General features: G+C 58.1%; 20 protein-coding genes and 1 tRNA gene. 14 read left to right on the plus strand and 7 right to left on the minus strand.

Annotated elements, in window-relative coordinates:
* Positions 1-141: 141 nt before the first annotated feature.
* The 4 genes from pyrH to VNL17_01605 all read right to left on the minus strand — a co-directional run bounded on the left by pyrH (position 142) and on the right by VNL17_01605 (position 3,708).
* The gene (gene pyrH, locus VNL17_01590) at positions 142-876 is read right to left on the minus strand and encodes a UMP kinase (GenBank protein HXI82764.1); all 735 of its coding nucleotides are present in this window, start codon (positions 874-876) and stop codon (positions 142-144) included.
* Between the two features lie 19 nt (positions 877-895).
* Positions 896-1,513, minus strand: coding sequence for a translation elongation factor Ts (gene tsf / locus VNL17_01595; GenBank protein ID HXI82765.1), 618 nt, complete (start codon positions 1,511-1,513; stop codon positions 896-898).
* A 40-nt stretch (positions 1,514-1,553) separates the two neighbouring features.
* Complete coding sequence (rpsB, locus tag VNL17_01600; protein ID HXI82766.1) at positions 1,554-2,375, minus strand: 30S ribosomal protein S2; 822 nt, start codon at positions 2,373-2,375, stop codon at positions 1,554-1,556.
* Positions 2,376-2,550: 175 nt separating this feature from the next.
* Positions 2,551-3,708 carry a family 10 glycosylhydrolase gene (locus VNL17_01605; protein ID HXI82767.1) on the minus strand — a complete coding sequence of 386 codons (1,158 nt, stop codon included), beginning with the start codon at positions 3,706-3,708 and terminating at the stop codon, positions 2,551-2,553.
* An 87-nt stretch (positions 3,709-3,795) separates the two neighbouring features.
* On the opposite strand from VNL17_01605, the gene VNL17_01610 reads away from it, so the two are divergent.
* The 10 genes from VNL17_01610 to VNL17_01655 all read left to right on the plus strand — a co-directional run bounded on the left by VNL17_01610 (position 3,796) and on the right by VNL17_01655 (position 12,612).
* Positions 3,796-4,680, plus strand: a complete 885-nt coding sequence (locus tag VNL17_01610) for a prephenate dehydrogenase/arogenate dehydrogenase family protein (protein ID HXI82768.1) — start codon at positions 3,796-3,798, stop codon at positions 4,678-4,680.
* Complete coding sequence (gene aroA / locus VNL17_01615) at positions 4,677-5,939, plus strand: 3-phosphoshikimate 1-carboxyvinyltransferase (GenBank protein ID HXI82769.1); 1,263 nt, start codon at positions 4,677-4,679, stop codon at positions 5,937-5,939. The genes VNL17_01610 and aroA overlap by 4 nt, the downstream gene beginning before the upstream one ends.
* On the plus strand, positions 5,936-6,658 hold the full coding sequence (cmk, locus tag VNL17_01620) for a (d)CMP kinase (protein HXI82770.1): 723 nt from the start codon (positions 5,936-5,938) through the stop codon (positions 6,656-6,658). The genes aroA and cmk overlap by 4 nt, the downstream gene beginning before the upstream one ends.
* A 4-nt stretch (positions 6,659-6,662) precedes the next feature.
* On the plus strand, positions 6,663-7,301 hold the full coding sequence (locus tag VNL17_01625; GenBank protein ID HXI82771.1) for a lysophospholipid acyltransferase family protein: 639 nt from the start codon (positions 6,663-6,665) through the stop codon (positions 7,299-7,301).
* A 119-nt stretch (positions 7,302-7,420) separates the two neighbouring features.
* Complete coding sequence (locus tag VNL17_01630; GenBank protein ID HXI82772.1) at positions 7,421-9,088, plus strand: 30S ribosomal protein S1; 1,668 nt, start codon at positions 7,421-7,423, stop codon at positions 9,086-9,088.
* A 74-nt stretch (positions 9,089-9,162) separates the two neighbouring features.
* Positions 9,163-10,347 (plus strand): tyrosine--tRNA ligase, encoded by a 1,185-nt coding sequence (gene tyrS, locus VNL17_01635; GenBank protein HXI82773.1) that lies wholly within the window; start codon positions 9,163-9,165, stop codon positions 10,345-10,347.
* Between the two features lie 33 nt (positions 10,348-10,380).
* Positions 10,381-10,459 (plus strand) — tRNA-Pro (locus tag VNL17_01640).
* 21 nt (positions 10,460-10,480) lie between these two features.
* Complete coding sequence (locus tag VNL17_01645; protein ID HXI82774.1) at positions 10,481-11,104, plus strand: DUF1080 domain-containing protein; 624 nt, start codon at positions 10,481-10,483, stop codon at positions 11,102-11,104.
* A gap of 57 nt (positions 11,105-11,161) precedes the next feature.
* On the plus strand, positions 11,162-12,052 hold the full coding sequence (locus VNL17_01650; GenBank protein HXI82775.1) for an NmrA family NAD(P)-binding protein: 891 nt from the start codon (positions 11,162-11,164) through the stop codon (positions 12,050-12,052).
* Between the two features lie 113 nt (positions 12,053-12,165).
* A complete protein-coding gene (locus VNL17_01655) occupies positions 12,166-12,612 on the plus strand; it encodes a CBS domain-containing protein (protein ID HXI82776.1) in 447 nt (148 codons plus the stop codon).
* Between the two features lies 1 nt (position 12,613).
* On the opposite strand, the gene VNL17_01660 is transcribed toward VNL17_01655, so the two are convergent.
* A complete protein-coding gene (locus VNL17_01660) occupies positions 12,614-14,092 on the minus strand; it encodes a glycoside hydrolase family 13 protein (protein HXI82777.1) in 1,479 nt (492 codons plus the stop codon).
* A gap of 36 nt (positions 14,093-14,128) precedes the next feature.
* Here VNL17_01660 and VNL17_01665 point away from each other — a divergent pair, with 36 nt between their 5' ends.
* Positions 14,129-15,061: an EamA family transporter gene (locus tag VNL17_01665; GenBank protein ID HXI82778.1), complete on the plus strand. Its 933-nt coding sequence runs from the start codon at positions 14,129-14,131 to the stop codon at positions 15,059-15,061.
* Between the two features lies 1 nt (position 15,062).
* Here the strand turns inward: VNL17_01665 and VNL17_01670 are convergent, their stop codons facing one another.
* Together VNL17_01670 and VNL17_01675 are read right to left on the minus strand one after the other, a co-directional pair.
* Positions 15,063-17,846, minus strand: a complete 2,784-nt coding sequence (locus tag VNL17_01670; GenBank protein ID HXI82779.1) for a HEAT repeat domain-containing protein — start codon at positions 17,844-17,846, stop codon at positions 15,063-15,065.
* A gap of 31 nt (positions 17,847-17,877) precedes the next feature.
* Positions 17,878-18,519 (minus strand): sulfite oxidase-like oxidoreductase, encoded by a 642-nt coding sequence (locus tag VNL17_01675; protein ID HXI82780.1) that lies wholly within the window; start codon positions 18,517-18,519, stop codon positions 17,878-17,880.
* A gap of 684 nt (positions 18,520-19,203) precedes the next feature.
* On the opposite strand from VNL17_01675, the gene VNL17_01680 reads away from it, so the two are divergent.
* From VNL17_01680 to VNL17_01690, 3 genes are read left to right on the plus strand one after another with little or no spacing between them, the layout of a single operon-like run.
* Positions 19,204-20,667, plus strand: a complete 1,464-nt coding sequence (locus VNL17_01680; protein HXI82781.1) for a circularly permuted type 2 ATP-grasp protein — start codon at positions 19,204-19,206, stop codon at positions 20,665-20,667.
* Positions 20,667-21,638: an alpha-E domain-containing protein gene (locus VNL17_01685; protein HXI82782.1), complete on the plus strand. Its 972-nt coding sequence runs from the start codon at positions 20,667-20,669 to the stop codon at positions 21,636-21,638. Before VNL17_01680 ends, VNL17_01685 begins: the two co-directional genes overlap by 1 nt.
* Before the next feature lie 15 nt (positions 21,639-21,653).
* Positions 21,654-22,424, plus strand: a complete 771-nt coding sequence (locus VNL17_01690; GenBank protein ID HXI82783.1) for a peptidase — start codon at positions 21,654-21,656, stop codon at positions 22,422-22,424.

Genomic DNA, 22,424 nt, shown 5'->3' on the forward strand with positions numbered 1-22,424 from the left:
GTAATAGTCGACGCGGATGTTTTCAAGAATGGCCGCACTGGCCCGTCCCGTCCGCAGGGTGCCAAAATCCGTTCGCATGCGGTCGATTGTCTTCTGCATTTGTTCTTCGATGTGAGTCTGAATCGCTTTAGGGATCATCGCTTAATGACTCTTGATCAACGTGCCGACGGATTCGCCGGCGACGACGCGCCGAATATTGCCGTTTTTATACAGATTAAAAACAATGACCGGAAGCCGGTTGTCCATGCAGAGCGAAAAAGCCGTCGTGTCCATGACCCGCAATCGCTTGCGGATGGCCTCCATGGCCGTCAATTGGGTGAGCCGCTTGGCCTGAGGGTTGGTGCGGGGATCATCCGAATAAACCCCGTCGACCTGTGTGCCCTTCAACAAAACGTCCGCGCTGATCTCGACCGCACGCAGGGCGGCGGTCGTGTCGGTTGAAAAATAAGGATTTCCGGTCCCGCCGGCAAAAATGACCACGCGGCCCTTCTCGATATGTCTCATCGCTCGACGGCGGATGAACGGTTCAGCCACGGCGCGCATCTCGATGGCGGATTGAACGCGGGTGTGGACTCCGTTCTTCTCCAATGCGTCCTGGAGCGCCAGCGCATTGATCACCGTGGCGAGCATGCCCATGTAATCGCCGGTGGTGCGGTCCAAACCGTGCTTGGTCCCCGCGAGCCCGCGGAAGATGTTGCCGCCGCCAATGACAACCGCCAGTTGGACGTCAAGCTCCTGAAGCTCCTTGATCTCCTGTGCGATGGAGTCACAGGTTTCCGGTGAAATGCCGTACTCGCGTGATCCGATCAGCGCTTCGCCGCTCAACTTCAACATCACGCGCCGATATTTGGGTGGCGCTGCGGATGTCGTCGTCATCCTTGGTCGTCTCCGTGGCTCAGGCGGTCGGCGTTGCGCCGGGAATTTCCTCACCCAATTGCCAGCGGGTGAAGCGTCGGATCACCAGGTTCTCGCCCAACTGCGCAATCTTCGCGGTGAGATGGTCCTTGATGGTGATCTCCGGGTTCTTCACGAAGGGCTGCTCCAGCAGGCAAACGGTGGAATAAAACTTCTCCAACTTGCCCTTGAGGATGCCTTCCACAGCTTGCGGCGGTTTGTCCTTCACTTGGGCGCGGTAGATTTCCTTCTCGCCTTCGATAATGTTCGCGGGAACATCTTCACGCTTCACATAGCTGGGGTTGGCCGCTGCGATGTGCTGCGTGATGTCCTTGACGAGTTCGCGGAAATGCTCATTGCGCGCGACGAAATCCGTCTCGCAGTTGATTTCCACCAAGACGCCAAGTTTGCTGCCGTGATGGATGTAGCTGGCGATGCAACCTTCATTGGCCGTGCGCCCCGCCTTCTTGCCGGCGACGGCGATCCCTTTTTTGCGGAGGATCTTCTCGGCCTCAGTCAGGTCGCCCTTGGCTTCCTGCAGGGCCACTTTGCAGTCCATCATGCCCGCGCCGGTCTTATCGCGCAGTTCTTTCACGACCTTGGAGTCAATTGCTTGCATGGTTGTCGTAGTCATCTTGATTTCTGGCGTCGTAAACCGGCTAGGCTGAGACGGCTGATTCCTCGGGAGTCAACGCCGGCTCGGCGGGCGGCGGAACAGCCTCCACAGGCGCGGGGGCGGCGACGGGTGCCGGGTACTTCTTGCCCAGTTCGGCCTGTGCCTCGGCGATGGTATTGGCGATCACATTCGTGATGAGCTTGACCGCGCGAATGGCGTCGTCGTTGCCGGCAATCGGGTACGTGGCCTGATCGGGATCGCAATTGGTGTCCACAACGGCAATGATCGGGATGCCGAGGCGCTTCGCTTCGTGGATCGCGATGGCCTCGCGCATAATGTCGATCACGAACATCGCGGCGGGCGCCCGCTCCATTTTCACGATGCCGTCGAGATTGCGGTGCAATTTGTTCTGCTCGCGACGCAGGGACGCAACTTCCTTCTTGGGTAAATGCTCGCCTTCGGGCGACTCGAGGAGACGGTCGATTTCCTGCATCCGCTTGACGCTGTTGCGGATGGTGCGCAGATTCGTCAGGGTGCCACCGAGCCAGCGATCCACGACGTACGGCATATTGGTGCGCGTGGCCGCTTCCTTGACTTCCTGTTGCGCTTGCTTCTTGGTGCCAACGAATAAAACGGATCCCCCGCCGAGCACGATATCGTGGAGAAAACCACAGGCGATTTCGATCTGGGTGAGGGACTTGTTGAGGTCGATAACGTGAATTCCGTTACGCGCGGCAAAAATGAACTTTTTCATCTTGGGGTTCCACCGCTTGGTCTGATGACCGAAATGAACCCCGGCTTCCAACAACTCTTCAACTGTTATACTGGGCAATGTATCCTCCGTTGTTTCATCCCGCGACCGCACGACTTTTGGTGGCGCGAGACATCCAGTCATTAAACGACTGGATTTTGGTTTAGTGTTTTTATGTCCCGAATCCTTCCGGGACGGTTTAGTACTGCCACGTCACTACTCGGGCAGGACTAAGCACTGTAACCACCAGACAACGGCTTTGCAAGCGGAAAAGGCATGCGTGTTGGTATCAGAATCTCGTGCCGGAAGCGCCCAGATTGGGGAGGAAATTTCGCGCGGCCGAGTCATCGTACGAAAAGAGCACGAAACCCGGCGCGCCGAGTTGGCGGATCATGGTGATTTGCGCGTTCAACTGGCTCAGGCGGTCGAACTTCCAACTGCCGATGCCAACGACCACCTTGCTGCGCGGCGCCCACGTCTGCTCCTTTTGCACCTTGGATTCGAAATCGCGCAAATCGGGTGTGTAGGTCATTGTGCAGACGTAATCCACGTACCCGCGATCAAGCCAGAGCTTCCAGTCCTGAGCTTTTTCCTCGCGCGCGCGATTGAGGTCGGAGAAGACGGCCGCCGACACCGCCAGGCCTGGCCGTGCCTGCCGCGCGCGGGCGGAGAGATCTTCGATCCAGGTATTGATGACATGTTGCCGCCATTCGTTGAACTGCGCGACGTACACGCCCTGTAGCACGGCTTCCGGCCAATGCTTCACGTGTGTGCCGATGCTACGCTCGAATTCACGGCGACAGTTGGCGCAAAAACAGGACGGCTGTTCGCAGAAACGGATGTAGTCGAATTGAATGCCATCGACGGGATACCGCTTCGCCATTTCCGTCACGGACGAGGCGATCAATGCGCGGTTCGCTTCCTGCGAGGGACACAACCACGTGAAGCCCGCCTGCATGACCGCATGCCCATCGGGTCCGCGCATCACGCGGTCCGACGCGACCAATTCCCGTTGGAACGCAGGAGGCGCCTTGAACATGAACGTGACGATTTGCTTGGCATGCACCGCCAGCCCGCGTCGGTGCGCCAGGTCGATGCCGCGCGCGACCGGGTCGGGCGAACCGCTCACGATGCTGGGGAGAGACCTGCTATTCGGGTAAAGCGCCGCGCCGCCCGAGGCAAGATTGGCAAAGATCGTGTTGAAGCCTGCCCGCTGCAGGTTCGCCGTCGCGCTGTCCCAGTCTAGCTTTGTCGTATCGCTGACCCAGACGCCGCGCAGTTCGGCAGCGCGCGTTGGACGCGGCACCGGCGCTGGTATCGGTGTCGGTGGTGGTTGCGGCAGGCTCGCAACGCTCGGGCGATGTGGCGCCGTGCAAGAGCCGAATAATAAAATCACGCCGTAGGCGACGATCAGCGCGCCGACGGGAAAGTTCCCCAACCTCCTCATATTCCTCCCTGTAACCCCGGGAGCGCAGTGACAAATTCGCGCTCCAAAAGTTGCCGCACTATAAGTGGAATCCGGTGATGTTGCCAAATGAAAAGTTTGCTGTTACAACGGCCTTCGATGCTTGGCAAACTTTCCATCCTTGGCCCCGGTCTTTTGGGTGGTTCCATCGGCCTCGCGGCTCGACAACGCAAGGTCGCCAAGCGGGTCGTTATTTGGGGGCGTCGGCCCGACGCCGTAGACCAGGCCTACAAACTCGGGGCGGCCGACGAAGCGGTGACCGATCTGGCGAAAGCGGTTGCAGATGCGGAGTTGGTCGTACTGGCCACGCCAATCGGCGCCATGCAGACGCTGGCCGAGCAGATGCGCCCTTCCCTGCCCAAGGGTTGCATTGTAACGGATGTGGGCAGCGTCAAATACACCATCGTGACCGCGCTTTCCGACGCGCTGCAAGGCCACGCCCGTTTCGTCGGCTCTCATCCGATGGCGGGCTCGGAACAGTCCGGCATCGACGCCGCCAAGCGCGACCTTTTCGAGAATGCCGTTTGCATCGTTACCCCGCGCGAGGACACGGACAAGGCGGCGCTGAATGTCGTTTACGATTTCTGGAAGGCGCTCGGCTGTTCGGTGAAGACGCTCGGACCATTGGAGCACGACGAAATGGTCGCGCGCACCAGCCATTTGCCGCACGTCGTCGCCGCCGCGGTCGTCAACGTCGTCTGCAACAACGGCGATAAGCCACTCAACTTTGTCGGCCCCGGCTTCAAGGATTTCACGCGCATCGCCAGCGGCCCGTTCGAAATGTGGACGGAAATCTGCCTGGAAAATCGCGTGGAAATCGGCCGCGCACTCGATCAATTGATTGAGGAACTCGTCAAACTCCGAGCTGCTGTCGAAAACTCCGATACCGTCGAATTGCGCACGATGCTGAAACGAGCCAAACATTTTCGTGATGAGTTGAGGTTCAAGACGTGAAGCCTCTGCCTGACCCTTACCCCATCGAACCGCTGGCGAAGCCGCCGAATTGCACGATCACCGTGCCCGGTTCCAAGAGCATCACCAACCGAGCGTTGATTCTAGCAGCGCTCGCCAAGGGCAAATGCACATTGCGCGGCGCGCTGTGGGCTGACGACACGCAGGTGATGGTGGATTCCCTGCAGAAACTTGGATTTGAAGTAACGGTTGAGCCAGATCCAAACGAGGAGTGCAATCGTACCATCACGGTAGTTGGGCACAACGGCGAGATTCCCGCGAAAAAGGCGGAACTGTACGTTGGTAATGCGGGCACTGCCGCTCGGTTTCTGACAGCGCTGGTTTGCCTTGGTCACGGCGAGTACACGATTCGCGGCGATCCACGCATGCACGAACGACCAATGAAGGAACTCTTTGACGTGCTGATACAACAAGGTGCGGCCATCGAAAGCAATGCCGGATCTCTCCCAGCCAGAATTAACGCAAATGGTTTGCGTGAAGGAAAAGTTGTTATAAGTAACGTAAGCACGAGTCAATTCGCGAGTGCACTGGAATTAATCTCACGACCCGCTCGCCTTAAAATTTCGTTTAAACTGGAGAAGCAACTCGAGGAACTTGGGGAGCAATTCGAGCCTCAATACGTCTTCATGACACACGATATGTTGGCTCATGACATGTCGAACTATTTTATCGCGCCGGATGCTTCCAGCACCTCGTATTTCTGGGCTGTAGAGTTTATCTGCGGTGGTCACATATCAGTCGCGGCCATGCCAGAGTTTTCACTCCAACCTGATTTTAACTTCCGTACCTACTTGCCTACCCAACTCTCTGCTGAAGAGCTGCAAGGGTTTTCTCCAGAGGTTCGACAGCGATGGCCACAGACAATTCAAGTGTCCAGGTTCCTTAATCTTGGTGACAGTGTATTGACTCTGGGGATCTGCGCCTTGTTTGGCGATCAACCGATTCAGATCAACCAAGCATCGAGACTACGACTGCAGGAAACAGATCGACTAAAGGCGATGGTCACAGAGTTGCAACGTGTTGGGGCGAAGGCGGAGGAGCATGAGGATGGTTTTACGGTTTGGCCTGCAAAACCGGGGCAATTGCATGGCGCGGACATTGAAACGTACAACGACCACCGGATGGCGATGTGTTTTTCTGTGTTAGGATTGAAAGTTCCGGGCATTCGGATTAAGAATCCACAGTGCGTGAGCAAAACATTTCCCAATTTCTTCGAAAAGCTGGAGCAACTGCGACAGTGAGCAACCCCTCGACAACCGACAAGGTCGTGGTCGTGGCAGTGGACGGACCCGCCGCCAGCGGCAAGAGCACCGTGTCCCGGGCGCTGGCCCGGATGCTGGGCTACAACTATGTCGATACCGGCGCGATGTACCGCGGCATCACCTGGAAGGCGCTGGCGGAAGGGATCGATGTGGACGATCCGATTGCGGTGATCGCGATGATGCATCGGATCAAGATTACTTTTGAAATTGTTGACCATCAGGCGCGGATGTTGATTGACGGCGTTTATCCGGGCGACGCCGTTCGCGACCCGCGCGTGACAGAGAAAGTCTCGACCATCGCGGCCATGCCCGAGGTGCGCCAGGTCCTCGTGCAGCACCAGCGGTCGCTGACGAAGCTCGGCAGCCTGGTGATGGAAGGGCGCGACATCGGCACGGTGGTGTTTCCCAACACGCCCTACAAGTTCTACCTCGAAGCCAGCCCGGAAGTACGCGCGCGGCGGCGCAAGCGGGACCTGGAGGCGATGAAGATCGACACCAGCCAGGAGGGCGTGAAGGAATCACTCCAGCGCCGCGACAAGAAAGACACGGGCCGCAGCACTTCGCCGTTGCAGATCGCGCTCGGCGCCACCGTGATTGAGAACTCGAATTTGTCGGTCGAAGAAAACGCCAAGGTGCTGCTGGATCACATTCGCCAGCAGGGCCAGCGCCGCGGTAGCTTCGGCGTCGGCGGCGCTTGAGCGCATGAGGCAACTCTGGTACCGGTTCTGCCGAGTCTGGTTTCGCCTCTACTTTTATCTGTATCACCGCGGCCGCGTTTACAACGCCGAACGACTTCCCGCGGAGGGAGCGTTCATCCTGGCCGGGAACCACGTTAGTTTTCTCGACCCGCCATTTTTCGGGCTGGCTTGTCAACGCGACGCCTACTTCATGGCACGTGACACCCTTTTTCGCAATCCGCTGGCCAATTGGATTCTACGAAGTTGGCACTGCGTGCCTATCAGCCGCGACCGCGGCGACATCGGGGCGATGAAAACTGTGTTGCGGATGCTCGGCGAGGGCAAAGCGGTCCTGATGTTTCCCGAAGGCACGCGCAGTGATGATGGCCAGCTACAGGAACCTCGCGCGGGTGTCGGCATGATCGCGGCCAAAGCGAATGTTCCCATCGTTCCGATGCGCGTTTTCGGCACGGACCGGGCGCTGCCACGCGGGACAAGTTTTCCACGGCCTGCGCGGGTGGAGATCAAGTTCGGCGAGCCATTCTTGTATTCGTTGCCCGCGGATTTCGAGAACCTGCGCGGTGACGCGCTCAAGGCGGTCTACCTTGATATCGGGCGGGAAATCATGCGGCGGATCGCAGCGTTGCAGCCCCGAACCGAGTAAATCTGGGGGTTTTCAGAAAGGGCTTGCTAAGCCCTCGCTTCAGGCTTTATATTTGCGCGCCTTTTCAGCATACCGCACCATCGTTGTGCCTTGCCAGAGGCAGGAGAAATAATCAGTTAATGTCTAATTCAATGGAGAAGCTATTTTCCGAGGTGAAGCAATTCACCGAGGGAATGCTTGTGAAAGGGCGCATCCTCGAGGTGCGCCCGAACGAAGTGTTGGTGGATATTGGTTACAAGTCCGAGGGCTCGATTTCGCTCTCGGAATTCGATGAGCCCGAAGCCGTCAAGCAGGGCGACGAGATCGAGGTGCTGTTGGAAAGCCTCGAAGACGACGACGGCATGGTCGTGCTATCCTACGCCCGCGCTGAGCAGAAGAAGAACTGGGACCGCATCGTCACGATTTGCACCGAGGGCGGCACCATCGACGGCAAAGTACGCGGCAAGGTCAAGGGCGGCCTGATGGTCAACATCGGCGTCGATGCCTTCCTCCCCGCCTCGCAGATTGACGTCATCCCCCCTCGCAATCTTGACGAGTACATGGGCAAGACTTTCAAATTCAAAGTCGTCAAGATCAACCAGGAGCGCCACAACATCGTTCTCTCGCGGCGCGAGCTGATTGAGCAGGAACGCGAGGACAAGCGGCGCACGCTGCTCTCGAGCATGCAGGTCGGCCAGATTCGCTCTGGCGCGGTGAAGAACCTCACGGACTTCGGCGCGTTTATCGATCTCGATGGCCTCGATGGATTACTCCACATCACCGACATGAGCTGGGGCCGCATCAATCACCCCTCCGAGTTGCTCAAGGTCGGCGAGACCATTGAAGTCATGATCCTGGAAGTTGATCGCGAGAAGGAACGTGTTTCGCTCGGCCTCAAGCAGAGGAATCGCAATCCTTGGGACAACGTGGAAGTCAAATATCCCGTGGGCAGCAAGGTGCGCGGCAAGGTCGTTAGTGTGGTGCCTTACGGCGCGTTCGTACAGTTGGAGGACGGAGTTGAGGGCATGGTGCATGTCTCCGAGCTTTCGTGGACCAAACGCGTGGCGCGGGCTTCTGATGTATTGAAGGTGGGCGAGGAAATCGACGCCCTCGTGCTGGAAATCAAGCGCGAGGAGCAGAAAATATCCCTCGGCATCCGCCAACTCGAAGCGAATCCGTGGTCGCAGGTCCCGAAGAAATATCCACCGGGCACGAAGATCACCGGCAAGGTCCGCAACCTCACGAATTTCGGCGCGTTTGTCGAAATCGAGGAAGGTATTGACGGCATGGTGCACGTCTCGGACATGTCGTGGTCGCGCAAGGTCACGAATCCGGCCGAACTGTTGAAAAAGGGCGAGACCGTCGACGCCGTCGTGCTGGAAGTGGACAGTGCCAACCAACGCGTTTCGCTCGGTATGAAACAACTGGAAGAAGATCCGTGGCGGTCTATCGACCAGCGTTACAAGATGGGTGACCTCGTGAAGGGCAAGGTCGTCAAGCTCGCGTCGTTTGGCGCGTTCATCGAGTTGCCCGACAAACTGGAAGGTCTTGTCCACATCTCGCAGATCAGCGAAGATCACATCGACAAGATCAAGAACGTCCTCAAGGTGGGCGACGATGTCAGCGCCCGCGTCATCAAGGTGGATGCTCCCGAGCGGCGCATCGGTCTCAGCATCAAGGCCGCGAACTACAGCAGCGACCAACTCGAAGCCGAGAAAGAGCAGTATGAGGCCGCGCTCAAGCCGGGCGAGGCCATCGTTGATCTCGAGCACGCGTTCGAGCAGGCCGAGGAGGAGAAAAACCAGTAGCCGTTTCGCCTCGAATCTAGTACAAGAAACCCAGCCCGGAATGTTTTCGGGCTGGGTTTCTGTTTTTGCACTCAATGAAGACCGCCGACGAACAACTGGATCTCCTCGCCCAGGGTTGTGAGAGCGTCGTCACGCGCGACGAGTTGAAGAGGAAGCTGGAGCAAGGCCGCCCGCTCCGTGTCAAACTCGGTTGCGATCCCACCGCGCCCGATCTGCATCTTGGCCATAGCGTCGTGTTGCGCAAGCTCCGCCAGTTTCAAGACCTCGGCCACAAGGCTGTATTGATCATTGGTGATTACACTGCCCTCGTGGGTGACCCGACCGGCCAGAACAAGACGCGCCCCATGCTCAGCGAAGCCGACATCGAGCGCAACGCGAAGACATATTTCGATCAGGCAGGCAAGATTTTGGACACGGCTCCTGACAAACTGGAGATTCGCCGTAACGGCGAATGGCTGGCAGGGATGCGCCTTGCGGATGTACTCAAGCTCATGAGCCAGATGAGCGTAGCACGGATGTTGGAACGCGATACTTTTGAGAAACGCTACGAGGCCGATGTGACGATTGGCCTGCACGAGTTCCTTTACCCGCTCATGCAGGGATACGATTCCGTCATGATCAAGTCGGATGTCGAATTGGGCGGGACGGATCAGTTGTTCAACAATTTGGTGGGGCGTGATCTGCAACGGGACGCGGGCCAGGAGCCACAGGTTGTGATGATCCTCCCCATTCTCGAAGGACTCGATGGCGTCGAGAAGATGTCGAAGAGCAAAGGCAACTATATCGGCATCGGCGATACGCCCAAGGACATGTTCGGCAAGACCATGAGCATCGGCGATGAATTGATGTGGAAGTGGTACGCGCTTCTCATCGGTAAGACCCCGGCGGAAATTGCCGACTTGAAAAAGGGCCATCCCATGGAGGCAAAGAAAGTCCTCGCCCATGCCATCGTGGCTCAATATCAGGATGCAGCGGCCGCGGATCACGCTCGCGAAGATTTTGAGAAGCAGTTTTCGAAGAAGGACCTCGCGGAAATCGCCGAGAACCTAGGCGTACCCGCCGGTGAGATAGGGATCGTGGAATTGGTGGAGAAGACGGGTAAATTCAAAAGCCGGGGCGATATTCGACGGATCATTCAACAAGGCGGCGTCTCCGTTGATGGGAATAAGATCACGGATGCCGGTGCCAAGGTTACCGTCCGTAGCGGCCAGATCCTCAAGGCCGGCAAGTTGGTCGTCGTCAAGCTGACGGTTGCCTAACGCTTCTCTTTGCCGTACACTTCCTGACTCGACCGGGACGTAGCTCAGCTTGGATTAGAGCGCCTGCCTTGGGCGCAGGAGGTCGCAGGTTCAAATCCTGTCGTCCCGACCATTTTTTCTAACTATGTCGTTTATGAAAACGGCTTTTCTGATTCTCAGCATTCTTTTGTCATCAGTCCCGCTTGGCGTTACCGCGACGGCAGCGGCGGGTGCGGATGGATTTGCCGCGGTCTTCAACGGGCTGAATCTCGATGGCTGGAAAATGCAGGGGCACGCTTCGTGGAAAGCCGATCGCGGTGAAATCGTGGGCCAGCCGGACCCGGGCCAGAATACGGATTGCTGGCTCTTCAGCGAGGTAGAATGGACCGACTTTACGTTGGAGGTGGAGTTCAAGGTCCCGGAAAAGTGCAATAGCGGAATTGCAATCCGCATGCCCAAAGAAGCGACGGGCGACCCCGATATGTACGGGTATGAAGTCCAGATCTCCGATGCGCCGGGGAGAAAGCCGACCGGTAGCGTGTTGCATCATGTGGATTCCAAAATCAACAACGTCCACGAACCGAATGAGTGGAACCGTATGTCGATCACTTGTGAGAGAGATCACATTGTGGTTCGTCTCAACGGACGGTTGGTGGTGGACACAAAAGAGACCGGCTCCAAGCGTGGAAGAATTGGGATGCAGATCGCCAAGGGCGAGGAATTTGCCAATCAGGAAGTGCGGTTTCGAAATATCCGGATCAAGAACCTCGCGCCTTAACCGGCTCCAATCCTTCCGCTTGCCCTGCCCCACCGAGCGCACGTACATTGCGACAACATGAAATCCCACGGCAAAAGGCAGGCTTTCGCGATCACCGGAATTACGGGTCAGGTTGGCGGCGTTGTTGCGCACGCATTGTTGGCGGCTGGTCACACGGTACGGGCGGTAGTGCGTAGCGCGGAAAAGGGGAAGATTTGGGCGGAGCAGGGATGTGAGATTGCTCTGGCGGAGATGAACGATGGCAAGGCGCTGCAGGTTGCATTCACGGGAACGGATGGTGTGTTCGTTCTGTTGCCACCGAATTTTGCGCCTTCGCCGGGCTTTCCGGAAACGACAGCCATCGTCGCTGAATTGAACAAAGCTCTTGCGGCGGCGCGCCCCGGCCGGGTTGTCTGTCTCTCGACGATTGGCGCACAAGCGAGCCAGGCAAACCTGCTCACTCAATTACGAATCATGGAGCAAGTGTTGGGACTGCTGGCCATGCCGGTGGCATTTCTTCGTGCTGCCTGGTTTATGGAGAACGCCGCGTGGGATGTCGAACCGGCGATGAAAACCGGAGTGATTCCAAGTTTTCTTCAACCGTTGGATAAACTCTTTCCGATGGTCGCCACGGCGGACGTCGGACGCGTTGCCGCCGAATTGCTGCAGGAGGAGTGGAACGGGAAGAAAGTGGTCGAGCTTGAAGGACCGCGCCGCGTCGCGCCGAATGATATCGGGGCAACCTTTTCACAAATTCTGGGTCGGTCGGTAAAAATGGAGGCTGTTCCACGGGAACAATGGGAAACGCTCTTCAAAAGGCAAGGCATGACTGACCCCACGCCGCGAATGAGAATGCTGGATGGCTTCAACGAGGGCTGGATTGAGTTCGAGGGCGGCGAGGCTGGCTCCGTCAAGGGCGTTATCCCCCTCGCGACGGTCCTCAAAGAACTCGTGAAGCGCAAGAAGTGAAGTTACTTTATCTCACCTGCGAAAGACCACGCCGTTAATATTAATCCTTCCGCTTGCCCTTCCCTACCAGGGGCGGGTACACTATCGACAGACGGGCAACGGAGGATTCTTTCATGCACACGGTCAAGGAACTGTTGCGGGAGAAAGGTAATGAGGTCTGGACCATTGCGCCGAAGGTCACGGTGTACGAGGCGCTCGAGCTGATGGCCACGAAGAACATCGGCGCGTTGGTGGTTATCGAGCAGGGAAATGTCGCGGGGATCTTCACGGAACGCGATTACGCCCGCAAAGTCGTCCTCAAAGGCCGATCTTCCAAGACCACGACGGTGGGGGAGTTGATGATCACGGATGTCCTGTACGTCAGTCCCGACGATACAATCGAGAACTGCATGGCGCTCATGACCGACAAACGTCTGCGCCATTTGCCGGTCATGGATAACGGCCGGTTGGGTGGGATCGTTTCCATCGGCGACATTGTGCGAGTGATCATCTCCGAGCGCGAGTTCACGATCCGCGAACTCGAGCGCTACATCACCGGGGGGCACAGCTCGCTCGCGTAGTTCAAAGGTTGCGGGGCTTGAAGAACTTGTAGTTGGGCAGGCGCGTGTCATCAGGAACAAAGATCGCCGCAGAGCGCGCGGGGATGTCCAACCTGAGGTTGCCTGCTTCCATATTGACCACCTGCGACGGCTCCAGCAGGTTTTTCATGGGCAGCGCGTGATAGAGATGCGAATGCGGTGTGAAGACGATCTGGCGCAACGGTTGCGTCGCATTGTTGATCACGACCAGGGCGACTTCGTTGATCCTGTCTGTGTGGCGGAGGAAAACCAAGGCATCTCCGTCAAGTTTTTGTCCGAGCACGGTGAGCTTGCCCTGTCGCAGGGCTGGGTGTGTTTGGCGAATCTCGATGATCCTCTTGTAAAACTCCAGCGTCTCCCCGTCCCAGCGCTTCTGATCCCAAATCATGGGACGGCGGCAATCCGGATCGTGCCCACCGTCCATGCCAATTTCTTCGCCGTAGTAGAGAAACGGGACACCGGGTAGAGTAAATTGCGCGACCACAGCGAGCCTTCGCTGGGCGGTATCGTGGATCGTCCAGCGCAACCGGGGCGTGTCGTGGCTCGACAGCATGTTCCAGGATTGAGTCGCGCCGGCGTGGCCGTAACCGTCGTGATATTCCCCAGCGGCATGGTTCATCTGGCGCGCCGAAACTTCCCCGCCCAACCAGCCGAGCACCGCGTCGCGGAAGTAATAGTTCATCACCCCGTGAAAGACCTGGTCGCCATTGCACCAATCGCCCGCGTAGCACATCACTTCGCCCAGCAGCACGGCATCCGGGAAACGCTGGCGGATTCCCTTTCGCATTTCACGCACGGTCTTGAGACCGACATCCACCGCCACATCAAAACGCCAGCCGTCGATGCCCATTTCGAGATACTTGTGGAGCACGCTATTTTTGCCTCGAAACAGCAACTTCTGCAGTGCCTCGTTCAACAGATTTAACTCAGGCATGTGCCGATGGCCGCGCCAACATTCGTATTCGCCGGACTTCTGGAACGTGAAAAAATCCTTGTACGGTTTCTCACCGCGCCGCGCCGCTGGGAACCAGGGATGGCTGTCACTGACGTGATTGAGCACAGCATCGAGAACGAGTCGCATCTTCCGCCGCTTCAACTCGCGGATCAACTGCTTGAGTGCTTTCTCCCCGCCAAATTGCGGGTCGATGGTGAAGAAGTCGGTGGTGTCATACTTGTGGTTCGACGGCGCGATGAAGATCGGGGTGAGATACAGCGCCGTGACCCCGAGGTCCTGGATGTAGTCGAGACGTTCGGTGATCCCCATCAGGTCGCCGCCGAAGAAATCCTTTCCGCGCGAGGGGTTCTCTGGCATCTCGTCCCAGCGGCGGCGCGAAGACCCGGGAGCATCGTAAAAGGGCAGTGCCAGCTTCGACTCCGACGTATGCGGTTTGCCAATGGCAAATCGGTCGGGGAAAATTTGGTAGGTCACCTGATCGGCCATCCAAAGCGGATCGTTCTTCATGGCGCGGGATTGTAGGAGTTGTGGTAGGCTCGCGCAATGCGCGAATCGCAAAACCGATCCGGGACACCCCCGCGCTGGCAGGTCATGATGGCCTTCGCGGCGGTCTATCTCATTTGGGGATCGACGTACCTCGGCATCCGTGTGGCGGTCGAAACCATCCCGCCGTTCTCGATGGCAGGCTCGCGCGCGCTGGTAGCCGGCGCATTACTTTACATTTGGGCCCGAGTGCGCGGAGCGGCGCGCCCGGAAGCCATCCATTGGCGTGAAGCGGCCATCGTGGGCGGATTCTTACTGCTGGGGGGGAACGGATTACTGAGTTGGGCCGAGCAACAAGTGCCCTCCGGGGTCAGCGCGCTAATCATCGGCTCGGTCCCTTTGTGGATGGTGCTGCTGGAATGGCTCTGGCACAGCGGGCCGCGGCCAACGGTGGGCACTGTTTCGGGGCTTATCGTGGGATTCGCCGGCCTCGGCTTTCTCGTGGCCCCCGGCAAGTTGGGAAATGGGACGCAGGTCAATCTCTCCGGTACGGCCGCGCTCCTGCTGGCGGCATTTTTTTGGGCCATCGGCTCATTGTACTCGCGGCGGGCGCTACTGCCGTCGTCGCAGTTGCTCGGCGCGGCGATGGAAATGATCGGGGGAGGCGTTTTGCTGTTGGTGGTGGGCGCCGCGCTTGACGAATGGAAGCATTTTACGTTCGCCCATGTGACAGTCCACTCGGCCATCGCTTGGGTCTATCTCTCGGTGGTTGGATCGCTGATTGGCTTCACCGCGTATGTGTGGCTCCTGAAAGCCACGACACCGGCGCGGGCTTCCACATATGCATATGTCAATCCCGTGGTCGCGGTATTCCTTGGTTGGGCACTGGTTGGCGAACCGATTACGCCCCGCATGTTGTTCGCGGCCCTGGCGATCATCCTGGCGGTTGTGATCATCGTGACGCGCTCCAAGGAAGTGCCGACGGAAACCTGAGTCAGCGTTTCTTCGTTGCGGTGGCGAGCTCTTCTGTGAATTGCTTCTCCAAGGCGGCCCGCACAAGGACATCGTCATTTTTGTATTCTGATTTCGCCCATGCCAACGCGCGCTTATCGCCGAGCTTTACCAACGCTTCGATGATGTGCGGTCGCGCCCGCAGCGGCGCTTTCGCAAAGGCCTTGCGCAACGGTCCGATGCTGGGTCGGCCCAAGACGACGAGCGAGTCTGCGGCCGCGTAACGCACGTCGTACATCTCGTCGTTGAGTACGGCGATCAACTTCGGAATCGCGCGCGCATCGGCGATCCGGCCCAGCGCTTGCGCGGCGCGCAGGCGCACCAGTTCCCGCGGATCGGCCAGCGCAGCCATTGCGGGCTTAAACGCTGCGCGGGCACGTAGATGACCGAGTGTATAAAATGCGGTCGTCCTTGTCTTGTCGCGGTCAATCAAGGGCAGAATGTGGGGAATGGCGGCGCGTGCCTTCTCGTCAAAACGTGCCAGAAAATAGCAACAGATGCGGGCAACATCATCGTTCTTGGCGTGGTCGATGCCGTCGATGAGCAAGGGAATGGAATTTGTGCCGAGATCATCGGCCACCTCCTCGGCCTTGACTCGTATGAGAACTTCCGGGCTATCCAATCGCGAGATGAGCCAGGGTAGCACTTCCACTCCACGCTTCTTCAGCTCCGCCGATGCTGTCGCTGCATCGGACTTGTCGCTGTTCGCGCGGCGCAGCAATTGTTCGATGGGTTGATGCGGGTCGACCGGGGCGATGGTGTAGAGGCGCTTCTGGGGAACGGGATTCAAAGGTTTGGGACTATTTAATTCTGCGCTTCGCAGAAGCGCAGCTACAACGCTCTCACCTGAAGCATTCGTGCCGGCTTCGCAATCCAGCCCCGCACCATATAGCGGCTTGAGCCAGATGGTGTTGTTCGTCTGTCCCTGCGAATAGTAGTCTTGACCGCTGAGATCGAGGAGGAGCGCGATGGAACCGTACTCGCGTTTGCCACCGTCGTGGCCGGCCGCCTGTGATTGGTTCGTGTCGGTACCGGTGTACGAATCATTGCCGGCGTGGTCGAGGAGCATCGCGAAGGAATTATTGATGGCGGCACCTTGCGCGGTCGTGTCGCCGGAGTATTTATCGTCGCCGGCACGGTCGATGAGCATGCCGACGGCGTAATCATGCGCCGCGCCCTGGCAAATGTGGCCGGCGGTATAGGTGTCGTTGCCGTTCCAATCAATGAGTGCGCCGCTGCTGAGATGAATTCCCGCGCCCTGACAGTATTGATAGGCGTCGTAGATATCGTTGCCTTCCGCGTCGAGAAGCAGGCCGACGGAATACCAGTAGCTGGCGCCTTGACCGTACACGTCGGCCACATAGTGGTCGTTGCCCTTCAAATCGCAGAGGATGCCGATGCCGCCGCCCGCGAACGGTCGCATCCCGTAGCCGAAACCTTGCGACAACGTGAAAAAATGCTTCGGCAGCCAGCCGCAGGGATATTTGCCGCCGGTAATGTACAAATCGTCGCCGCTTTCGTCGAGGAGGAGTCCGATTCCGCTTGTGCCGCCGAATCCCTGCGCCATTTCGGAGGCCTTGTACGTGGTGTCGCCGCCGCGTTGCCAGAGGATGCCCGCGCCAAATTTTCCGGCGCCCTGACAGAACGTGTCCGCTTCGAAGGTCTGCTTCCCCTGCCCTGTCATGAGCAATCCGCAACCGAAAAGGCCTGCTCCTTGCGAGATGTTTTTTGACTGAAAGGTGCAATTGCTGCCCAGCGCGGCGAGAATCCCAATGCCGAAGACTCCCGACCCTTGCGAGAAACTGCGTTTCGAGGTGAACTGATCGTTGCCGCCGAGATCGATCACGATGGAAATGGGCCGCCCGAGTAGTCCATTAGCTCCGCCCGCGGAATTCAGATAGGTGTCATCGCCGCCCGTATCGATAATGAGGAAGGCCTCGTTCGAATACACGTTGTGCCCTACCCCGCCGACAATGATTTTGCCGAGAGGAGTGTCGGTTTCGACTTGAAACTCTTCGGTGAAGGTGTTGGTGCGGAGATCAGCAATTGCGGACTCAACGGCCCAGCTCAACTGCTCGAATGCGATAAACAGATACCTCGAATTCAACTTGTCGCTGGCGTCGAGAATGTCCTGCGCCAGTTCATCATCTTGAAGTTCAAGGTCGTCACTTCGTTTCAGGATGCCCCGGAGCGTGTGAGTGTCGATTCCCAACCGTTCCCACGATTCTACTTCGGCTTTATCCTTGTCGAGTTCGAATGTTTCCGCCGCGAATGCCGCGAACGGCGTATTCTTGTCTGGAGGCAAGCCCTGAACGAGCAGGGTTTTCGAGAGTGACGCGGCGTCAACGATTTTCCGAATGGCGAGGGCCACGGATGGCGGCAGCCCATTCAGGAACGCCGGGTCAACAGTCATCGGAGCAAATTTGAAGTCCAAATCCCCACGACGTATTTCCAATTGTTCGCGAGAGAATCGAGCGAGTGCCGCCAATGAGGTAACGGTTTGCAAATTGGACATTACCGATTGGCCATAAACCGGCAAAGTAAGCGGGTGCTGCAGGAAGACGCTGGCTTTGTGGAGCACCAGTTCGGACTCGGCGTTTGTTTTCGAGAACGACAAGTCTTGCGGGGTCATTTTGAGGGCGCGGAGGGCGAGTTCGATGGCGTGTTCGTCGGTGGAGTCGAGGGCCGGAGGAGTTTCACAACGAAGGCACGAAGGGCGCGAAGCAAAGAGACAGAGAGCGACGATGATTCGAATGGTGCGGGTCACGGAGCAGGAATAGCGGATAGCCGGCGGCAAGTCACGAGAATCTGTCGTCGGTCCACGGGTCGGCGGTGTTGGAATAGCCGCGGACTTCCCAGAAGCCGGGGTGATCTTCCGGTAGAAAGATGATGTCTTTCACCCACTTCGCGCCTTTCCAGGCGTAGACTTTCGAGACGACGACGCGCGCGGGGCCGCCGTGTTCGCGCTCGAGCGGCTGGCCTTCCCAATGATGGACGACCAGCGCGTCCTCGCGGGCCAAGTCGAGTGGCAGGTTCGTCGAGTAGCCGTCGAAGCCGGTGAAGAGGACGAACTTCGCTTCCGGTTTCGGCTTTACGAGATCGCAGATGGCTTCAAAGGCCACGCCCTGCCAGTGATTGTCGAATCGGCTCCACGTGGTGACGCAATGGAAATCGGCGGTACGATCGACCTGCGGCAGGGCCATAAAATCCGGCCACGTGAGCAACTTGGGGTTTTCGACGAGGCCTTCGATGTTCAGCGACCATTTGTCGAGCGGGATTTCCGGCTGAATACCAAGATCGAGGACGGGCCAGTTCTTCACTTCATGCTGGCCGGGCGGAAGACGCAGCTTAGCGGGAGCGGGAGCTATGCCTTTTCGAGAGCGACCGGCTTGGGCAATGCGCTCCTTGCCCTTGATCAGTTTCTCATTAAGTTCGTCCATGGCGCTACCCCGTCATAGCACGGAGTATAACCATGGTGTTTGCCGTGAGCAACCTATCCGAGGAAGGCAACAAGCTTGGTCGGCGGGACATCAAGGCGCCAGACGGAGCGCCTGCCCTACAATTTCTGAATATCGTTAATTGATATTTTTATCTGGACAGGACACTTTGGAAAGGGTATGATCGGCCCAGTTCTTTGACAAACCGACTTCGCGGGGAGGCTTCCTCCTTCGCAAAGGCTACGGCGGACAAGTCGAAAGTCCAGGGCTTGGTTCGGGGAAACGTCGGCCTTCGGTATGGGGGTAAAATGGCGCTATCGTGGTGTCCGTACGACAGGGGTCGGGCGTCCATATACGTTTCTGCGAAACGAACCCATTTTCATGTGAGCCTAAATACAAATGTATTCCGCTGATGGAAAGGTGTTTACAACCGTCCGAGTGGGGCAAAATAAATGGGTTCGTTCTGGAAAACGAACCCATTTAGGAGCCGTTTTCGGGTGTCAGAGAGGCGTTTTACGACAAATATCAGGCTTCTGTGGGCGTCGGTTCGGTGGCGAAGGCGCTTCACGAGGGGTTGACTTTGGCACATGAATCTGTTTTTCTATTGTCCACAGCTTCACGGGTTAAGGAAGGTCTTTGGCGTTGGGCGGCCGTCGTGCGCGTGCGAGAAACAGGGCACGTTGTGTCATGAAATTTGACGGCTACAATACCGATGGGTTTTTTGACGAGATGTTCTCGCCAGATAGTTCTCCCCGACACGAGGCGAAAGCGCTGGTCCAAAGACTCCAAACTCTGCCGCAGGGGGAACTGCAACGTCGTCAACGCGCGGCCGAGCATGCCCTGCTCCAACTCGGGATTACCTTCAATGTTTACGGCGATGCCGCGGGTACCGAGCGCATTTTCCCGTTCGACGTCGTGCCGCGCGTGGTAGGCGCCAAGGAGTGGGACCGGATCGAGCGCGGCCTCAAGCAGCGCATCGAGGCGTTGAACCTCTTCCTCGACGATCTCTACCACAAACAAAAAATCATCAAGGACGGTGTCGTGCCCGAAGAAGTGATCCGTTCCGCCAAGAGCTTCCGCGCCGAGTGCGTCGGCATCGATCCGCCGCGCGGAATCTGGTGCCACATTACCGGCACGGACCTCGTGCGCGACGGTGATGGACAGGTCTATGTGCTGGAGGACAATCTCCGTTGCCCGTCCGGCGTGTCCTACGTCATGGAAAATCGGCAAGTGATGAAGCGAACATTTCCACAATTATTTGCGGCGACGCGAATCCGTCCCGTCGTGGATTATCCGAGCCGCCTGCTGGATATGCTGGAATCCATCGCGCCGTCCAGGGTGGAGTCGCCGCGGGTGGTCGTGTTGACGCCGGGCCCTTACAACTCTGCGTATTTCGAGCATTCGTTTCTCGCGCAGCAGATGGGCGTGGAACTGGTCGAAGGGCGGGACCTGGTCGTGATCGACGGCCTGGTGGTGATGCGCACGACGAAGGGCTTTGAACGTGTCGACGTAATTTACCGGCGCATCGACGATGATTTTCTTGATCCGCGGACGTTCCGGGCTGACTCGGCGCTTGGGGTGCCGGGCTTGATGAACGTGTACAAAGCGGGACGTATTGGGCTGGCCAACGCACCGGGCACGGGAGTGGCCGACGACAAGGTCGTGTACGCTTATATTCCGAAGGTCATCAAGTATTACCTCGACCAGGAGCCGATTATTCCGAATGTGCCGACATATATGTGCTGGGAGGATAAGGAACGGAAACATGTGCTGGAGAACCTCGACAAGTTGGTCGTCAAGGCGGCGAACGAGTCGGGCGGTTACGGGATGTTGGTTGGACCACATGCCACGAAAAGTGAGCGCGAGGAATTCGCGGTGAAGATCCAGGCTGCGCCGCGCAATTACATCGCCCAACCGACGTTGTCGCTCTCACGCGTGCCGGTGCTGGTGGAAGATCATTTTGAAGGCAGGCACGTGGATTTGCGTCCCTACATTCTTTATGGCGAGTCGATCTATGTATTGCCCGGTGGCCTCACACGCGTAGCGCTCAAGAAGGGCTCGCTGGTGGTGAATTCGTCCCAAGGCGGCGGCAGCAAGGACACGTGGGTGCTGTCCGACGGCGGCGGTGGCGAAGCCGAAGGAATCCACTGATGCTCAGCCGCGTCGCCGATTCGATTTATTGGATGAGCCGCTACATCGAGCGCGCGGAGAACGTGGCGCGCTTCATGGATGTCAACCTGCGCCTGATGCTGGATTTGCCGATGGGCGCCGAGGAGCAATGGGAGCCGATGGTCAACACCACGGGCGACCAAAAGCTCTTTGCCGGCAAGCATCCCGTGGCCACGCGCGAAAACGTGATCCGGTTCCTGGCGTTCGACGCGAGTTATCCCAACTCGATCCTCTCCTGCCTACGTTCGGCGCGCGAGAATGCCCGCTCGGTGCGGGAAATCATTTCCTCGGAGATGTGGGAGCAGTTGAACAAATTCTATCTGATGGTCAACGACGCCGCCCATTCCCAAGAGACACTGGACGAGCCCGCGGAATTCTTCGCCGCGGTGCGCAACGCCAGCCAGGCGTTCGGGGGAGCGATGAATGCGACCATGTCGCATGGCGAAGGCTGGCATTTTTGCCGGCTCGGTCTGCAATTGGAACGGGCGGACAAGACCTCGCGCATCCTGGACGTCAAATACTTTATCCTGCTGCCGACGCCCGCGGACGTCGGCACGCCGATCGACGACATCCAGTGGGCCGCGGTCCTGCGGTCGGCCAGCGCGTTTGAAATGTACCGGAAACGGCACGGACGCATCCTGCCCGAGAAGGTCGTGGATTTCCTGCTGCTCGACCGCGAGTTCCCCCGCGCGATCCACCATTGCCTGATCAAGTCGGAGGAATCGCTGCATTTGATTTCAGGCACGCCGCTGGGGACGTTTCGCAACCCCGCCGAGCAGCGGCTGGGGCAATTGCGCTCCGATGTCGCTTTTGCACAGGTCGGCGATATAATTGCCAGCGGATTGCATGAGTTCCTGGATGGATTCCAGACACGGCTCAACCTGGTCGGTGGCGCGATTTTTGAGACGTTTTTTGCGATTCGCCCGCTGGCGGAGGGAGCACGGTTCAAATAGCGAGGAGATCGACGAATGACATTCTGCCTGGGCATTAAAGTGCGCGAGGGACTGGTGGGATTGGCGGACACGCGAGTGACGATCGGCACCGAGGTGATCACCGCCCGCAAAGTGTACACACACCAGCGGGGGCGGCAATCGCTGTTCCTGATGGCGTCGGGCTTGCGGTCCGTGCGCGACAAGGCGCTCACGTATTTTGAGGAAGCGCTCAATGACCCCAACCAGTCCTACGACCGGATTTTCAAGGCGGTTAATTCCTTTGCGGCACAGGTCCGTCGCGTAGCCCAAGAGGACAAGGAAGCGCTCGCACAGAGCGGCCTGCTGTTTAACATCTACGGGTTGATCGGCGGGCAATTCGAGGGTGACACCGAACACAAAATGTACCTGGTGTATCCGGAAGGCAACTGGGTGGAAATTGGCCAGGGCACGCCGTACCAGATCATCGGCGCGGGCGGTTATGGCAAGCCGGTACTCGACCGCACGCTGACCTTCGAGGACACGATGCGATTTGCGTTCAAGGTTGGCTGCCTGGCGTTCGATTCGACGCGCATCAGCGCCGCGGACGTGGATTTTCCGATGGATGTTGTCCTGTATCCGCGCGATTCCTTCCAGTTGGTCGAACACCGCTACAAGAGGGAGGATTTGTTGGATATTTCCAACTGGTGGCAGGAGCGACTCCGCAAATCCGTGAGCGAATTACCCTCGGAATGGATCGAGCACGCCTTCTCCAAACTCATGCCGCACGCCGACAAAATCACCATTCTCCAGCAACCCCGGACGGGATAG

The organism is Verrucomicrobiia bacterium (assembly GCA_035577545.1).
Taxonomy (GTDB): domain Bacteria; phylum Verrucomicrobiota; class Verrucomicrobiia; order Palsa-1439; family Palsa-1439; genus Palsa-1439.

What these genes read in the sequence shown, in the direction of transcription:
- pyrH (HXI82764.1), bottom strand. Translation starts at nt 876, where the DNA reads ATGACGACGACATCCGCAGCGCCACCCAAATATCGGCGCGTGATGTTG.
- tsf (HXI82765.1), bottom strand. Translation starts at nt 1,513, where the DNA reads ATGCAAGCAATTGACTCCAAGGTCGTGAAAGAACTGCGCGATAAGACC.
- VNL17_01605 (HXI82767.1), bottom strand. Translation starts at nt 3,708, where the DNA reads ATGAGGAGGTTGGGGAACTTTCCCGTCGGCGCGCTGATCGTCGCCTAC.
- VNL17_01610 (HXI82768.1), top strand. Translation starts at nt 3,796, where the DNA reads ATGAAAAGTTTGCTGTTACAACGGCCTTCGATGCTTGGCAAACTTTCC.
- VNL17_01625 (HXI82771.1), top strand. Translation starts at nt 6,663, where the DNA reads ATGAGGCAACTCTGGTACCGGTTCTGCCGAGTCTGGTTTCGCCTCTAC.
- VNL17_01630 (HXI82772.1), top strand. Translation starts at nt 7,421, where the DNA reads ATGTCTAATTCAATGGAGAAGCTATTTTCCGAGGTGAAGCAATTCACC.
- tyrS (HXI82773.1), top strand. Translation starts at nt 9,163, where the DNA reads ATGAAGACCGCCGACGAACAACTGGATCTCCTCGCCCAGGGTTGTGAG.
- VNL17_01645 (HXI82774.1), top strand. Translation starts at nt 10,481, where the DNA reads ATGAAAACGGCTTTTCTGATTCTCAGCATTCTTTTGTCATCAGTCCCG.
- VNL17_01650 (HXI82775.1), top strand. Translation starts at nt 11,162, where the DNA reads ATGAAATCCCACGGCAAAAGGCAGGCTTTCGCGATCACCGGAATTACG.
- VNL17_01655 (HXI82776.1), top strand. Translation starts at nt 12,166, where the DNA reads ATGCACACGGTCAAGGAACTGTTGCGGGAGAAAGGTAATGAGGTCTGG.
- VNL17_01660 (HXI82777.1), bottom strand. Translation starts at nt 14,092, where the DNA reads ATGAAGAACGATCCGCTTTGGATGGCCGATCAGGTGACCTACCAAATT.
- VNL17_01665 (HXI82778.1), top strand. Translation starts at nt 14,129, where the DNA reads ATGCGCGAATCGCAAAACCGATCCGGGACACCCCCGCGCTGGCAGGTC.
- VNL17_01675 (HXI82780.1), bottom strand. Translation starts at nt 18,519, where the DNA reads ATGGACGAACTTAATGAGAAACTGATCAAGGGCAAGGAGCGCATTGCC.
- VNL17_01680 (HXI82781.1), top strand. Translation starts at nt 19,204, where the DNA reads ATGAAATTTGACGGCTACAATACCGATGGGTTTTTTGACGAGATGTTC.
- VNL17_01685 (HXI82782.1), top strand. Translation starts at nt 20,667, where the DNA reads ATGCTCAGCCGCGTCGCCGATTCGATTTATTGGATGAGCCGCTACATC.
- VNL17_01690 (HXI82783.1), top strand. Translation starts at nt 21,654, where the DNA reads ATGACATTCTGCCTGGGCATTAAAGTGCGCGAGGGACTGGTGGGATTG.